This is a genomic window from Cupriavidus sp. P-10, assembly GCF_003402535.2.
In the GTDB taxonomy this organism is placed as follows: domain Bacteria; phylum Pseudomonadota; class Gammaproteobacteria; order Burkholderiales; family Burkholderiaceae; genus Cupriavidus.
This window is the reverse complement of the sequence record NZ_AP025171.1, coordinates 1953177-1968870: the sequence shown is the minus strand read 5'-3', so window position 1 is coordinate 1968870 and position 15694 is coordinate 1953177. Positions and strand designations below refer to the sequence as shown.

Below are 15694 nucleotides of genomic sequence, written 5' to 3'. Positions count from 1 at the left end.
GTCATTCCTAGCGGAGGGCGTTGTACAGGGGCGTTGACTGCAAGGACTGGATTGAGGGCTGGCTAACGGAGCGCGAAGGGTATTGCCGTTGCATGACGCGCACGGCCGCCAGCGGCGTGGCCAGGCACGCCACATAGCGCGGACCGCCGCCGGCATCGTGCAGATACCAGACGCCGGTGCCGGCGCGTGCCAGCGGCGGCACGCATTCGGCGCTGCCGGGCAGCGCCACGCGCACCGCGTGCGGCGGTGCCGACAGGCCGGTGCCGACCGCCTTGCTGCACGCTTCCTTGGCGGTCCATAGCCGCAGGAAGCCCAGCATGGCGTGCTCCGGCTGCCGCTGCGCCAGCCCGGCGAGCCAGTGCATTTCATCGGGCGCGCAGGCCACAGCGGCGCTGTCGCGCCAGTCCGCCCAGGCCATGCCGGCGCGCCAGGCTTCGATGTCGATGCCGACCGGCACGCGAGACAGCGCAATCACCGCGCGCGCGCCGCTGTGGCTGACGTTGAAGTGCAAGGGCGGTTCCTGCGAGCCCGTGGCGAGCACGGGTTTGCCGAAGGCGTTGGCGGCCAGCGGCACGTCGGCGGGCGGCAGGCCCAGGCAGCCGCCCAGCAACGTGCGCAAGGCCGTGCGCGCCGCGGCGAAGCGGTTGCGGTCGGCGGCCTGGCGAAACGCGGCCGCGCGGGCGTGCTCGTCGGCCGACAGCACGGCCGACAGCACCGCCGGATCCACCGGCGCGTCGGCCGCCACGTGCCAGACGTGGATGTCGCCGTGCGATGGCGTGGCGAGGTCAGGCAAGCGCATGGCCGGGTTCTCCGCTGAGCGCCGAGGTGCCAAGCACGGCCTGCGCAATGGCGTCCAGCACCGCCGGCGCAGCTTCGTGCAGGAAGAAATGCCCGCCCGCGAACACTTGCTGGCGGCAGTCGTGCAGGGTCTCGTCGCGCCAGGCCGCCAGCGTGGGCGGCGGGGCGTGGACATCGTCCTGGCCGCCCAGCACGGTGATCGGACAGCCCAGGCGCGGGCCGGCGCGGTAGCGCCAGCGCTCGCACAGCGCAATGTCGGCACGCAGCACCGGCAGGAAAAATGCCAGCGCTTCCGGGGTTTCGCGGATCTCCGCCGGCATGCCGCCCATCGCCGCGATGACGTCGGCAAACGCCCCGTCAGGCAGCGTACTGAACGGCGGCCGCGCCGACGGCAGCGCCGGCGCGCCGCGCCCGGACACGACCAGCGCCGTGGGGGAAAGGCCGTGCACGGCCTCGAGCACGCGCGCGGTTTCGAAGCCGAGCAGGGCGCCCATGCTGTGCCCGAACAGCGCAAAGCGCGGCGCCTCGCTGCGCGCCGCGCGCGCGATCGACGCGGCCAGCGCCGTGGCCAGTTCGCCGATCGACGCGGCATGCGCCTCGGCCGTGCGCATGCCGCGCCCGGGCAGGCATACCGGCGCCAGTTCTACCTGGGCGGGCAGCGCGTCGCGCCAGCCGTGGTACGCGGTATGACCGCCACCCGCGTACGGCAGGCAGTACAGGCGCACGCGCCTGTCGGCGGCACCGTCAGCGTTGTCGGCGTTTTCGACACCGCCGGCGCGGCCCGGCATGACGGCATACCAGCGCTCGCGCGCCGGCTGCGGCGCGCTCATGCGCCGGCCAGCGCGCGCTGCAGGCTGAGCGGGCGCATGTCGGTCCAGACCGTGTCGATATGGGCCAGGCATTCGTCGCGGCTGCCCTGGAAGCCGGTGCTTTCCCATCCTGCCGGGACGGGCTTGTAGTCGGGCCAGATCGAGTACTGGCCTTCTTCATTGCGGACGACATGGAAACGCGTGTCGGGATGGTCCCAGCTCATGGCAATGCTCCTTCAGGTGGTGTGGAACGCCATCGCGTTGCAGGCGGCGCGGGCCGCCGCGACGGCGTTGCGAACAATCGAGGTAATTCGTAAGGCAGCATCGTAAATGATAATGATTTGTATTTCCATTCGTAAATAATTCCGCTACACTCGCTTCACACTTTCAATGTGCAGACATTGTTCGCTTGGCTGCCCCCGTTGGCCTGCATTGACTCTCAGGCCGCTACCGGCCACGCGAACGCACCCGTAGAGGCAACAGGGATATGGACACGACCAGTACCATCGCCGACCTCCGGGCGGACCATCGCGCCGCGGCCGGCGCGGCTACCGCCGCAACCACAGCCGCTTCAGCCACCGCCGCCGCCACCGCCAGGGCAACCGGGCTGCGCACCGCCCCGCTGTCCGCGCATGGCGCGCTGCCGCTGCTGGTCACGCCGGAGGGCGAGTCCGACTGGCGCAGCCAGTTCAACGCCATGGCGGCGATTGCCGCCGAACAGCTGCCACGCGTTGGCGGCGTGCTGTTCCGCGGCTTCCATTTCGATGACGACGCCGCGTTCCGCGCCTTCGCCAGCGCCTTCGGCCATCCGCTGCTGAGCTACGAGTTCGGTTCCACGCCGCGCTCGCAGGTCAAGGAGGGCGTCTATACCTCGACCGAATACCCGGCGCACCAGGTAATCCCGCTGCATAACGAGCAGTCGTACACGCTGCAGTGGCCGATGAAGATCTGGTTCCACTGCGTGCAGCCGAGCGAAACCGGCGGCGAGACGCCAATCGCCGACAGCCGCCTGGTCTACCAGCGTCTCGATCCCGTCATCCGCGAGCGCTTTGCGCAACGCCGGCTGATGTACGTGCGCAACTACGGCAACGGCCTCGACCTGAGCTGGCAGCGCGCCTTCAACACCGAGGACCGCGCTCAGGTGGAGCGCTTCTGCCGCGCGCAGCGGATCGATTTCGAATGGAAGCCCGATGGCGAACTGCGCACCCGCCAGCTGTGCCAGGCGGTTGCCCGCCATCCGGTGACTGGCGAGATGGTGTGGTTCAACCAGGCCCACCTGTTTCATGTGTCGAACCTTGCGCCACACGTGCGCGAGGCTTTGCTGGCCGTGGTCGGCAGCGTCGACGAACTGCCGCGCAATGTCGTCTATGGCGACGGCGCGCCGGTGGAAGACGATGCGCTCGCATCGATCCGCGCCACGCTGGACCAATGCACGGTGCGCTTCCCCTGGCAGCAGGGCGACGTGCTGATGCTCGACAACATGCTCGCCGCCCACGGGCGCGGCACCTTCACCGGCCCGCGCCGCGTGATCGTCGCCATGGCCGAACCCGCGCCGCCCGGACTCGGCTAAGCCCCGTTTCCGTCCTGATCTCTCCCTTGCGGGGCAGGTTGCGCCTGCCCCGCGGGGACCTGTCATCTCTAACGTTTTCGCCATGTCGTCTTCCGAAGCTTCCTTGCCGGCCGAAACTGGCGCCCTGATGCGAACCCTGCGCGCCGAAGGCGTGCGCCTGCGCCTGCGGGACGGGCGCTGGCGCGTGGCCGGCGACAGCGCGGCCGGCACCGCAGCGCAGGACGCCGCGGCCCGGCTGCTGGCCACCCGCGCCGCCGAGGCCGATGCCTGGCTGGCCGCGCATCCCGGCTACTTCGACCGCTATCCCGCCGGCCCCGGCCAGCTCGCGCTGCTGGCATTCCATCGCCGCCATCCGCACAGCGCGGCCTATAACATGGTGTTCGCGATCGAGTTGCCAGCTGGCCTGCGCTTCGGGCTGCTCAAGCAGGCGGTGCGGCACGTGGTGGACTGCCATGAGGCGCTGCACAGCGGCTTTATCGAAGAAGACGGCGAAATCGTGATGGCGCGCCCCGCGGGTTTTGCCGCGGAGATCTCGCTGACGCGCGCCGACGACCTCGATGAAGCCGGTCTGCAAGCCTGGTTCGAGCGCGAGGCTGACGAGCCGTTCGATCCTGACGCCGGACAGGTTTGCCGATTCCGCTTCCTGGTATCGCGCCAGGCCGACGGCAACGACCGCATGTGGATGTGTGCCGGCATGCACCATATCGCCGGCGACTATCTCGGTTTCGAACTGGTCTGCGACCAGATCTTCGCCACCTACGAAGCGTTGTGCGCCAACCGGCCGCCGATGGCCTCGCAGGTGGGCCGCTACCGCGACTGGCTGGTGCGCCAGCGCCAGCTGCTGGCCGGACCGCGCGGCGCCTCGCTGCGTGCGCACTGGGAAGGCGTGCTCGAAGACGCGCCCGCCGCGCCGGCATTGCCCGGCACCCTGTATGCCGAACCGCGCCACCGCGGCGCTGAAATCGAATTCCATCTCACGCCGCAGCAGACCAACGGACTGCGCGAACTGGCAACGCGGCTGGAGGCCAGTGTCTTCGTGGTGATGCTGGCACTGTTCAAGACCGTGCTGCATCGCGCCAGCGGCGAAGACGACTTCCTGGTCGGCACGCCGACGGCAGGCCGCTCCGGCGCGCAGTCCGCCGACCTGATCGGCTTTACGCTGAACACGGTGCCGCTGCGCGCAAACTTCTCCGCCAATCCGGCCTTTGCCGCGGTGGTGCGCGACTGCGCCCGGCAGATGCGCGGCGCATTGCGCCATCAGCAGTATCCGCTGGCGCGCATGGGCGGGGAGGGGCCGCTGTTCCGGCATATGACCACCTTTGTGCCGGTGGGGCCGCGCAACGTGCTGGGCCGCTACCTGATGCGCGAATACCTCGCCACGCAGCGCGGCGCGGCCAACGACATGAACCTGCGCTGGCAGGACGAAGGCGAACGCCTGCGCGGCCAGTGGCGCTATGACGCCGATCGCTTCGAGGCGCAGGGCGTGCAGCGCCTGGTTGCCACGCTGCGCGCCGCGGTGGATGCGGTGCTCGACAACGCCGACGCCCGTGTCGGCGACCTGCCGCTGTACGGGTCGGCGTTGCTGTCCGATATGCGTGCGGACGGCATCGGACGGCATGCCACTGCACTGGCGGCCTTCGAGGCCGGGGTACGCGCGCATCCGGAGCGGCTCGCCGTCGATGCCGCCGACGCGCAATGCAGCTATGCCGCGCTCGATCGCGCCGCTAGCGCGCTTGCCGCAAGCCTCTGCGACGGTGGTGTCCGGCCCGGCGGCGTGGTCGGCCTGCTGCTGCCGCGCGGCGCGCGCATGGCTGCCGCCATGCTTGGCGCATGGAAGGCCGGTGCCGCCTTTCTGTGCCTGGACGCCGGCATGCCCGCCGCGCGGCTGGCGCAACTGGCGGCCGATGCGGGGCTCGCAGCCGTGGTGGGCGAGGGCGAGCGGCCGCAGTGGCTGGCGCAAGCCGTGCCGGGCGCTGCCTGGCATGCCGCCTCTATTGAGGCAACTACCGCCATTACCTGGCCTGCCGCCGCGCCGGCACAGCCCGCCTACCTGATCTACACCTCCGGCTCGACCGGCACGCCCAAGGCCGTGGTGGTCACGCAGGGCAACCTCGCGCATTACGCCGCCGGTGTGCTGCATGCGCTGGCGCTGCCGGCAGGATCGTCGCTAGCCTCGTTGTCCTCGGTAACGGCCGACCTCGGTCACACCGCGTGGTTCGGCGCACTGCTCGGCGGGCATACGCTGCGCGTGCTGGACGACGCACTGGGCGAAGACCCTGAAGCGCTTGCCGACGCCCTGGCAGCACGGCCAATCGATTGCCTGAAGATCGTCCCGTCGCACCTGCGCGCGCTGCTGGCCGTGGCCGATCCGGCGCGGCTGCTGCCGCGCCAGTGCCTGGTGTTCGGCGGCGAGGCGCTCGACGGGGCGCTGGCGGCGCGCGTGCAGGCGCTGCGCCCGGCATGCCGCGTGGTCAACCACTACGGCCCGACGGAAACCACGGTCGGATGCCTGACGCATGCGGTGCCTGGCGCCGTGGCCACGGGTGCAATTCCCGTCGGCCAGCCGCTCCCTGGCGTCGGGGCCTACGTGCTGGATCGCCACCTGAACCGCGTGCCGCGCGGCGCCGTGGGCGAGCTCTATATTGGCGGCGCGGGCGTCGCCAGCGGCTATTTGCGCCGCCCCGCGCTGACCGCCGAGCGTTTCGTGCCGGATCCGTTCCATCCGGGTGGGCGCCTGTACCGCACCGGCGACCGCGTACGCATGGACGATGCCGGCGCGATCGTCTTCCTCGGCCGTGCCGATGCGCAGGTCAAGATCCGCGGCTTCCGCGTGGAGCCCGGCGAGGTCGAAGCCTGGCTGCGACAGGCGGCGGGGGTGCGCGATGCCGTGGTGCTGGCGCAGCCGTCGCCGGCAGGTGAAGGGCTGCGGCTGGTCGCTTACCTGGTGCCGGAAGACGGCCTGGATCTCGATACGCTGCGCACCGCCATGGCTGCTGCGTTGCCGGCGCCGATGCTCCCTGCAGTGTTCGTGCCGTGCGAGGCCTTTGCGCGGCTGCGCAACGGCAAGGTCGACCGCAAGGCGTTGCCGCCGGTGCCCGGCGAGGCCACCGCACCGTCGCAGGCGGCTCCGCGCGACGAGACCGAGTCCACGCTGGCGAGCCTGTGGGCCGGCGTGCTCGGACGTGAAAGCGTGGGCGCCGACGACAACTTCTTCGCCCTCGGCGGCGACTCCATCCTCGGGCTGCAACTGGTCGCGCAGGCGCGCAAGGCAGGCCTGCCGCTGACGCCCAGGCTGCTGTTCGCGCATCCCACCCCTGCGGCACTGGCTGCCGTGCTGCGTTTGAACGTGGTGCCGGCCGACACGCGGGTGGGCGCCATCGAACAGGTGCTGGCGGGACTGTGGCGCGAGATCCTGCAACGCGATCAGATCGACCGCGAAGCGGACTTCTTTGCGCTCGGCGGCGATTCCATCCTGGCGCTGCAGATAGTCGCCAAGGCGCGCGCGCAGCAACTGGTGCTTGCGCCGAAGGACCTGTTCGCGCACCCGACGCTGGCACGCCTGTCGGTTCATCTCGCCGCGCGCGCAACGCCAGCCAGCGCAAACGCTACGCCGGTCACGCCGGTCGCTCCGCAGCCTTTTGCACTGAGCGGCTGCGACGCGCAGGCGCTGGAGCGTCTGCGTGGCGAACCGGGCAATGTCGAAGATGCTTATCCGCTGTCGCCGCTGCAGGAAGGCCTGCTCTTCCACCACCTGCGCGACGGCGGCAACGGTGCCTACGTCAACCAGCTGGTGCTGCAGGTCGACGGCCCGCTCGACACCGAACGCATGGCCGCCGCCTGGCAGGCGCTGCTGGACGAGCACCCGATCCTGCGCACCACCTTTGCCGCGGCGGGCGAAGCGGGCGGCGACCGCGCACTGCAATGCGTGCATGCGCGTGCCACGCTGCCGGTGACGGTGGAAGACTGGCGCGGTGCCAATGCTGACGCGCAAGCGGTTCAACTGGCGGACTGGTGCCGCGCCGATCGCACGCGTGGGTTCGACCCCGCCGGGCTGCCGCTGATGCGGCTGGCGCTGCTGCGCACCCGCGACGCGGGCTGGTGGCTGGTCTGGAGCCGGCACCACCTGATCGTCGATGGCTGGGGCTCGGTGCAACTGCTCGACGAGGCGCTGGCCCGCTATGCCGACCCGGCGCATGCCCCGACGCCGCGCCGCCCGTATCGCGACTACATTGCCTGGCTCGCGGCACAGCCCGCTTGCGCGCGGCAAGCCTTCTGGCGCGAGGCATTTGCCGGCCTGGCCGGCCCGACCGTGCTGCCGGGCATTGCGCCGGCCAGCGCGCACGGCCAGTCCGCGCCGCTGTGCCGCGACCTGGTCCTGCCGGCCGGCCTCGACGCGAGCCTGCGCGCGCTGGCGGCGGCGCACCGCGTCACGCTCAACACCGTAATGCAGGCGGCGTGGGGCATCGTGCTGGCGCGCCATGCCGGCGGCGACGATATCGTCTTCGGCGTGACCTCGGCGGGCCGCCCCACGGGACTGGAAGGCGCCGAGCGCATGCTGGGCGTGTTCATCAATACGCTGCCGCTGCGGCTGCGTCCGCAAGGCGCGCAGGCGGTGGCGGACTACCTGCAGGCAACCCAGCACGCGGCCGTCGCGATGCGCGAGTTCGAGCACGCCGCACTCGCCGAGATCCAGGCCCAGTCCGGCATCGGCGGCGCCCTGTTCGACACGCTGATGGTGTTCCAGAACCTCCCCGACCTTGGCGACCGCGCGCGCGAGGTGGCCGGCCTGCGCCTGCGCCAGCACGACAACATCGAGCAGACCCACTACGGCCTGACGCTGGAGGTCATGCCCGACAGCCGCTTCACCATTCGCTTCACCTGCGATGCCTCGCGTGTGCAGCCGCACCGGCTGGCGCAATGGATGGACGCCTACGCCGCCGTGCTGGCGTCGCTGGCCGCCGGCGCGGCCCACGTGGGCGCCGTAGACATGCTCGATGGCCCCACGCGCGCCAGGCTGCAGGCATGGAGCGCGAGCGACGACTCCAGCGTGGCGCCCGCAGCCTTGCAGGACGACTACGTGCAGCGGGTCGCGCGCCAGGTGGCCACGCATCCGCGGCGGGTGCTGGCGCACTGCGGCGCCGAAGCGCTGACCTATGCTGACTGGTGGGAGCGCGCCGGCCACGTCGCCGGCGGCCTGCGCGCCGCCGGCGTGCGCCCGGACGATCTGGTTGCGGTGCTGCTGCCGCGCGGGCTGGACTGGCTGGTAGCGCTGGCTGGCATCCTGCGCGCCGGCGCGGCATGGGTGCCGCTCGACGTCAGCCATCCCGCGGCGCGCTGGCAGCAGGTGCTGGCGCAGGCGCGGCCCGCGCAGGTCCTGGCCGATGCGGCGGGCGTGGCGGCTTTGCACGCTGCCGGCATTGCCGGTGCTACGACGCTGGCTGCATTGGAAGCCGGGGGGGCGCCTGCGGCAGACGCGCCCACGCATCCCGCACAGCTCGCCTACGTGCTGTTCACCTCCGGCTCGACCGGCGTGCCGAAGGGCGCGATGGTCACGCGCACCGGCATGCTCAACAACATGCTGGCCAAGGTGGTGCCGCTGGGGCTGGGCGAGGGCGACGTGATCGCCCAGACCGCGCCGCCTTGCTTTGACATCTCGGTCTGGCAGGCACTCGCCGCGCCGGTCTTCGGCGCGTGCGTGGAGATCGTTGGCGACGACGTGGTGCGCGATCCCGCCATGCTCACCGCGCTGCTGGCGCAGCGCGGCGTGACGCTCTTCGAGCCGGTGCCGTCGCTGCTGCAGGCCATGCTCGACTGCCAGGACGCCGAAGGCCACGACGCGCCGCTGCCGGCGCTGCGCTGGGTATTGCCCACCGGCGAGGCGCTGCCGCCCGCCACCGCGCACGCCTGGCTGGACCGCTATCCGCGCGTGCCGCTGATGAACGCCTACGGGCCGGCGGAATGCTCGGACGACGTGGCGTTCCACCCCCTGCACGCCGACGCGCTGGCGCAAGCGGCGGACACCGTGCCGATCGGCCGCCCGACCGCCAATGCCGTGCTGCAGGTGCTCGATGCCGACGGCAATCTGGCCGCGCCCGGCGTGGTGGGCGAGATCGCGGTGGCCGGCGCCGGCGTCGGCCGGGGCTACCTGGCCGACTCGCGCCGCACCGCGGCAGCCTTCGTGCCGGACCCGACCGGCGCGCCGGGCAGCCGCCGCTACCTGACCGGCGACCTCGGCCGCTGGCGCGAAGACGGGGTGCTCGAATACATCGGCCGCAAGGACTTCCAGGTCAAGCTGCGCGGCTACCGCATCGAGCTGGGCGAGATCGAAGCCGTGCTGGCCGCGCATCCCGCAGTGCGGCAGGCGCTGGTGACAGTGCACCGCGCCGCCGGCACCGAATGGCTGACCGCGTACTGGCAGCCGCAAGCCGGCCACGCGCAGCACGCGCCTGACTCACTGGAAGCCGAACTCTCCGCCAGCGTCGCCGCGCGGCTGCCTGCGTACATGGTGCCTGCCGCATGGGTGTGCATGCCGTCGTGGCCGCTCAATGCCAACGGCAAGATCGACCGCAAGGCGCTGCCGGCGCCGCAGGTCGTGGCGGAGGAGGGGGCACCGCCCGACACGCCAACCGAGCAGGCCGTGGCCGGCATCTGGGAAACCCAGTTGCCGGGCGTTCGCGTCGGCCGCGACAGTCATTTCTTCCGCCTCGGCGGCCATTCGCTGATCGCCACGCGCGTGGTGGCAAGGCTGCGTGGAGCTGGCCATGCACAGGCCACGCTGCGCGATGTCTTCGAGGCGCCGGTGCTGCGCGACTTCGCTGCCCGGCTGGATAACGCGGCACCTGTCGTGGCGATGCCCGCGCTGGTCCCGGTGCCGCGTACCGCGCGCATGCCAGTATCGCTGGCGCAGCAGCGGCTGTGGCTGGTCGAACGCCTGCAGGGCAACACCGGAGCCGCCTACAACATGGCCGGCGCGCTGCGCCTGCGCGGTCCGCTGGAACTCGCCGCGCTGCGCCAGGCGCTGGCGGCGGTGGCGGCGCGTCACGAGATCCTGCGTACTGCCTATCCCGACGACGACGGCGAGCCCTACGCGCACATCGATGCCGCCGCCGACATCGGCCTGCCGGTGATCGACCTGCAGGCGCTGGCACCTGAAGCGCGCGAAGCGGCGCTGCGGGAGGCCATGCACGAGCACGCCTCGCGCCCGTTCGACCTCGGCCACGCGCCGCTGTGGCGCACCACGCTGCTGCGCTGCGCGCCGCAGGAACATGTGCTGCTGGTTGCCATGCACCACCTGGTGTCGGACGGCTGGTCGGTCGGCCTGCTGGTCAACGAGATCACCCACGGCTACCGCCGCGCGCTGGCGCCGGAGCAGGTCGCGCCGCCGCCGCCGCTGACATTGCAATACGCCGACTATGCCGCGTGGCAACGCGACGGGTTGCGCGGTGCGGCACTGGAGCGGCTCACCGCCTATTGGCGCGGCGCGCTTGCCGGTGCACCGGCGGCGCTGGCGTTGCCGGCTGACCGCGCCCGCCCACCTGTCGCGCGCATGGAAGGCGACGCCGTGGCGCTGCGGATCGACGGCGAGCGCATGGCGCAGGTGCATGCGCTGGCGCGCGCCGGGCAGGTCACGCCCTTTATCGTGCTGCTGGCCAGCTTCCAGTGCTGGCTGCACCGCGCCACCGGCATGGACGACCTGGTGCTCGGCACCGACGTCGCCGGCCGCCCCGACGCCGCACTCGAGCCGCTGATTGGCTTCTTCGTCAACGTGCTGCCGCTGCGCTCGCGCCGCATTGCCGGCGCCAGCTTCCGCGAGGTGCTGGCCGCTTGCCGGCGCGACGTGCTGGCGGCCTTCGAGCATGACGGCCTGCCGTTCGACCGCATCGTCGAGGCGGCGGGCGTGCCGCGCGACCGTAGCCGCAATCCGCTGGTGCAGGCGCTGTTCGTGCTGCAGAACACCCCGGCGGGGCAGCTTGACATGCCCGGCGTGCAGGCCGCGATGCTGCCGCCCATCGAGCGCACGTCCAAGTTCGACATGGCGCTGTTCCTGGAGCCTGAGAGCGAACAGGAAGCGGCGCCGCTGCGCGGCGACTGGGTCTTTGCCAGCGCGCTGTTCGAATCCGCCACCGTGGCGCGTTTCGCCGCCGAATGGCTGGCCACGCTGGAGGCGCTGCTGCGTGCCCCGGACCAGCCCGCCGACCGCGCCACCGCACCCGTCCCGGGCGCCGCGCGCCCGTCCCAACCGAAACTCGAGGAGTTCCGAACCATGGAAACCAGCCAACGCATGGCGGCCAAGCTCGACCAGCTGAAATCGCTGGCCCGGCCGCGCCCGGCCGCTGGCGCCGCTTCCGCCCCGGCCGCCGCCGCCGTGCCGCCGGCTGCCGCTGCCGACCCGGCCAGCCAGGTGCGGCTGCGCCCGCTGCGCGCCGGCGAAGTCTTCCCCATCGTGATCGAGCCGGCGGTGCCGGGCCTGGACCCGGTTGCGTGGGCTGCGCGCTCGCGCGAGCTGGTCGCCGCGACGCTGCACCGGCACGCCGGCATTGTCTTCCGCGGCTTCGACCTGCCCAACCCGCAGGCCTTCGAAGCCTTCGCCGAAGCCATGCACCCCGGCCTGTACGGCAGCTACGGCGACCTGCCCAAGAAGGAGGGCGGGCGCAACACGTATCGCTCCACGCCGTACCCCGAGCGCCAGATGATCCTGTACCACAATGAAAGCGCGCACCTGGAGCGCTGGCCGCGCAAGCAGTGGTTCTTCTGCGAACTACCCTCCGCCGTGGGCGGCGCCACCCCGATCGTCGACTGCCGCGAGCTGCTGCGCCGCCTGCCGCCCGCGCTGGCCGAAGAGTTTGCCCGCAAGCAGCTGATGTACGTGCGCACCTTCACCCCGCGGCTGGACGTGGACTGGCGCGACTTCTACAAGACCGACGACCGCGCCGAGGTCGAGGCGCGCTGCCGTGCCGCCGGCATCGACTGCCGCTGGCTGGACGGCGACGTGCTGCAGACCCGCACCGTGTGCCCGGCCATCGTCAGCCACCCGGTCACCGGCGAGCGCAGCTTCTTCAACCAGGTGCAGCTGCACCACGTCTCGTGCCTGGAGGCCGACGTGCGCGAAGACCTGCTGGAGATGGCCGGCCTGGAGCGCATGCCGCGCCACGTGATGTTCGGCGACGGCACGCCGATTCCCGACGAGGCCATGGCGCTGATCGGCGAGCTGTATGAAGCCTGCGCCGTGCGCTTCGACTGGCAGCGCGGCGACGTAGTGATGCTCGACAACATGCTGGCCGCGCACGCGCGCGATCCCTATGAGGGGCCGCGCAAGATCGTGGTGGCGATGGGCGATATGCTCGACCGCGCTCAGCTGGAAGGCCAGCCCCTGGCCGTGCCCCCACAGGAGAACGCCGATGCCTGAGATGCACGACGCCTGGACCCCGACCCCCGAGCAACAGGCCGCCTGGCTGCAATGGCGCAGCGCGCCGGTGCCGCATGCGCATGCGGCGCGCATCGCGTTGCGGTGCCAGCCCGAGCCTGCGGCGGTAGACGCCGCGCTGGCCGTGCTGCGCGGGCGCCACGACGTGCTGTGCATGGCCTACGTCGACGATGGCAGCCAACTGGTGGCATGCGTGCCGCAGAGCGGCAACGGCGGCGCGGCCACGGTCTTCGTCGCTGAAGGCGATGCGCTGGTGCTGCCTGCGCTAAATCCGGCGGAGGGCGATGTATTGCGCGCCTGCCTGTGCCCGCTGGCCACCGGCGGCGCCACGCTGTGGCTGCTGGTAAGCCCGTTGGCAGCCGATCGCAACAGCGTGCTGCGCCTCGCAGAAACCGTGCGCGCCGCGTTGGAGGCCCCGGCCGCGGACGATGCCGAACTCCCGCTGCAATACGCCCAGTACGCCGACTGGCAGCAGGGCGCGCGCCTGGGTGAGGACGGCACCGGCAACGCCGGCCGCGATTACTGGCAGGCGCAGGCGGCCGGCCTGCCCACGCCGCTGCGCATGCCCGACGCGCTCGCTGCGGCTTCCGCCCCCGCCACCGCCACGCCAGCCGACAGCTGGCGCCACACGTTACACGCGGCCCATCGCCATGCGCTGGCCGTTGCCGCGCGCGAGCTCGGCGCCACGCCCGAGCGCGTGCTGCAGGCCGCGTGGTGGACCCTGCTGGCGCGCCTGTGCGCGCAGCCGGCATTCAGTGCCACGTGGCTGCACGACTGCCGCCGCGACTACGACGTGATGGCCGGCGCCGCCGGCGTATTCGTCAAGGCGCTGCCGCTTCGGGTGCAATGGGAAGACGAAACCAGCCTGCGCAGCCACTGGCAGGCGTGGCTGCCGACGCTGGACGGCCACGCCGCGTGGCAGGAAGCGTGGCTGCCCGGCGACGCAGGTCCCCGTATCGGGTTTGCGGTAGCGCCGCTACCGGCCGACGGGATTGCGCTGGCCAGCCCGGCCTGGCCCGGTTTCGACCTGGTATGCGAGGCTCTGGACGACGGGCAGGGCATGGCCGCGCTGGCCCTGCACGCGCACGCTGGCGCGCTCCATCCGCGCGTGGCGCCGTGGCTGCTGTCGCACCTCGCCGCGCTGATCGGCACGTTGCCGGCCGCACTGGACGCGTCGCTGCCGTCGCTGTGGTGGCCCGCCGACGATACCTTGCGCGTGCCGCAGTGCTGGACCAGCGAGAAGCCGGCAAACGCGGGCGATTCGCTGCTGGATCGCATCGCGATGCACGCGCACCGCACACCGACGGCGCCTGCGCTGGATGCCGCCGACCTGGTGCTCGACTTCGCGGGGCTGCAGCGTACCGTGCACGCCGCCGCGCAACGGCTGCGCGCGCTTGGCGTGGGCCCCGGCACGCGTGTGGCGCTGGCATTGCCGCGCAGCGGCGGTCTGGTTGCCAGCCTGCTGGCGGTATGGGCCGCGGGCGGCGCCTATGTGCCGCTCGACCCGGCCTGGCCGCAGGCGCGGCGCCGCAGCGTGCTGGCGCAGGCCGCGCCGGTGGTGACGATCGCGCAACAGGCTTCGCCGGACGACGACTCTCTCGTCAGTGCCGATGCATTGCTGGCGACGGTGGCCGCGGCGGAGGATGCAGTGACCGTCACGCCCGATGCTGCCGCCTACGTGCTGTTTACCTCCGGCTCCACCGGGGAACCCAAGGGCGTGGTGATCGGCCACGCGCAGATCAGCCATTACACCGCGGCGGTTTGCGACGCGCTGTCGTTGTCGTCGTGCCAGCGCTTCGGACTGACCTCGTCCGTGGCCGCCGACCTCGGCAACACCACGCTGTTCGCCGCGCTGTGGCAGGGCGGCTGCCTGGTCGTGGCCAGCGATGACGATATGGCCCATCCCGCGGCCTTTGCGCGCTACCTGCGCGGCCGCGCGGTGGATGCCATCAAGATCGTGCCGTCGCACCTGGCGGCGCTGCTGGAAACGGAGTCGCCCGCGGTGCCGTCAACCGTCATCCTGGGCGGCGAGCCGTTGCCGGCCAGTCTGGTCGACACGTTGCGCAGCCATGCGCCGGCGTGCCGCATCTTTAACCACTATGGCCCGACCGAAACCACCGTCGGCGTCATGGTCCATGCACTGGGCGCGGATGTGCCGGCGTGGCCCGCCGGCATGGCACCGCTGAGCCGGGCGCTGGGTGCGACCCGTGTGCGCGTGCTGGACGACGCGTTGCGGCCGGTGCCGGCCGGCGTGGCCGGGCAGCTCTACGTCGGCGGCCCGCAGCTCGCGCACGGCTACCTTGGCCGTGCGGACCTGGATGCCGCGGCCTTTGTCGACGATCCCTTCGTTGCCGGAGAGCGCCTGTACCGCACCGGCGATCTCGCGCGCGCCACGCCCGCCGGCCTGCAACTGCTCGGCCGTGCCGACCAGCAGGTCAAGATCCGCGGCATCCGCGTCGAGCCCGCCGAAGTCGAAGCCGCGCTGCTGGCCCAGCCAGCGGTTGCGCAGGCCGCCGTGAGCGCGGTGGCGGGGCCCGCTGGCGAGGCCGTACTGTGTGCCTTCCTCGTGCCTGCGGCAGGCTGCACCATCGACGCCGCCGCGCTGCGCCATACGCTTGCCGCGATGCTGCCCGATGCGATGGTGCCGGCGCGCTTCGTCCCGCTGCCTGCATTGCCGCGCCTGCCCAACGGCAAGACCGACCGCGTCGCGCTGCGCGAACTGGTTCCTGCCGACAGGGCGCCAGCCCCGGCCGCAGCGCCCGCGGCCGATGCGGTGGAAGCCCTGGTGTGCGCGCTGATGGCCGAGCTGCTCGAACAGAGCCAGGTCGACGCCCACGCCGACTTCTTTGCCCTCGGCGGCCATTCGCTGCTGGTGATCAAGCTGGTGGCGCGGCTGCGCCGCCGGCTGCAGGTGGAGATCGCGCCGGGCGTGGTGTTCGACCATCCGACCGCGCATGCGCTGGCCGCTGCCGTCAGGCAGGAAGCCGCGGACAGTGACCTCGACGCGCTGGCGCACACGGCCCTGGCCGCCGTGCCGCAAGCGCCGGCCGCGGTGCCGGCTGCGGTGCCGGCTGCGGCGCCGGTGTAAGCGCC

6 protein-coding genes are annotated in these 15694 nt (G+C 71.9%); 3 read left to right on the top strand and 3 right to left on the bottom strand.

The window, feature by feature from the left end:
• Positions 1-7: 7 nt before the first annotated feature.
• Genes CTP10_RS25795 through CTP10_RS25785 form a run of 3 tightly spaced genes read right to left on the bottom strand, consistent with a single transcriptional unit; the run spans position 8 to position 1831 of the window.
• Positions 8-799: a 4'-phosphopantetheinyl transferase family protein gene (locus tag CTP10_RS25795; protein ID WP_116321788.1), complete on the bottom strand. Its 792-nt coding sequence runs from the start codon at positions 797-799 to the stop codon at positions 8-10.
• Positions 786-1628, bottom strand: a complete 843-nt coding sequence (locus tag CTP10_RS25790) for a thioesterase II family protein (protein WP_158577700.1) — start codon at positions 1626-1628, stop codon at positions 786-788. The genes CTP10_RS25795 and CTP10_RS25790 overlap by 14 nt, the downstream gene beginning before the upstream one ends.
• On the bottom strand, positions 1625-1831 hold the full coding sequence (locus CTP10_RS25785) for an MbtH family protein (RefSeq protein ID WP_116321790.1): 207 nt from the start codon (positions 1829-1831) through the stop codon (positions 1625-1627). The genes CTP10_RS25790 and CTP10_RS25785 overlap by 4 nt, the downstream gene beginning before the upstream one ends.
• A 263-nt stretch (positions 1832-2094) precedes the next feature.
• On the opposite strand from CTP10_RS25785, the gene CTP10_RS25780 reads away from it, so the two are divergent.
• The 3 genes from CTP10_RS25780 to CTP10_RS25770 all read left to right on the top strand — a co-directional run bounded on the left by CTP10_RS25780 (position 2095) and on the right by CTP10_RS25770 (position 15689).
• Positions 2095-3177: a TauD/TfdA family dioxygenase gene (locus CTP10_RS25780; protein WP_199414659.1), complete on the top strand. Its 1083-nt coding sequence runs from the start codon at positions 2095-2097 to the stop codon at positions 3175-3177.
• 127 nt (positions 3178-3304) lie between these two features.
• A complete protein-coding gene (locus CTP10_RS25775; protein ID WP_199414660.1) occupies positions 3305-12583 on the top strand; it encodes a non-ribosomal peptide synthetase in 9279 nt (3092 codons plus the stop codon).
• Positions 12576-15689, top strand: coding sequence for a non-ribosomal peptide synthetase (locus tag CTP10_RS25770; protein WP_158577701.1), 3114 nt, complete (start codon positions 12576-12578; stop codon positions 15687-15689). Before CTP10_RS25775 ends, CTP10_RS25770 begins: the two co-directional genes overlap by 8 nt.
• Positions 15690-15694 lie beyond the last annotated feature (5 nt).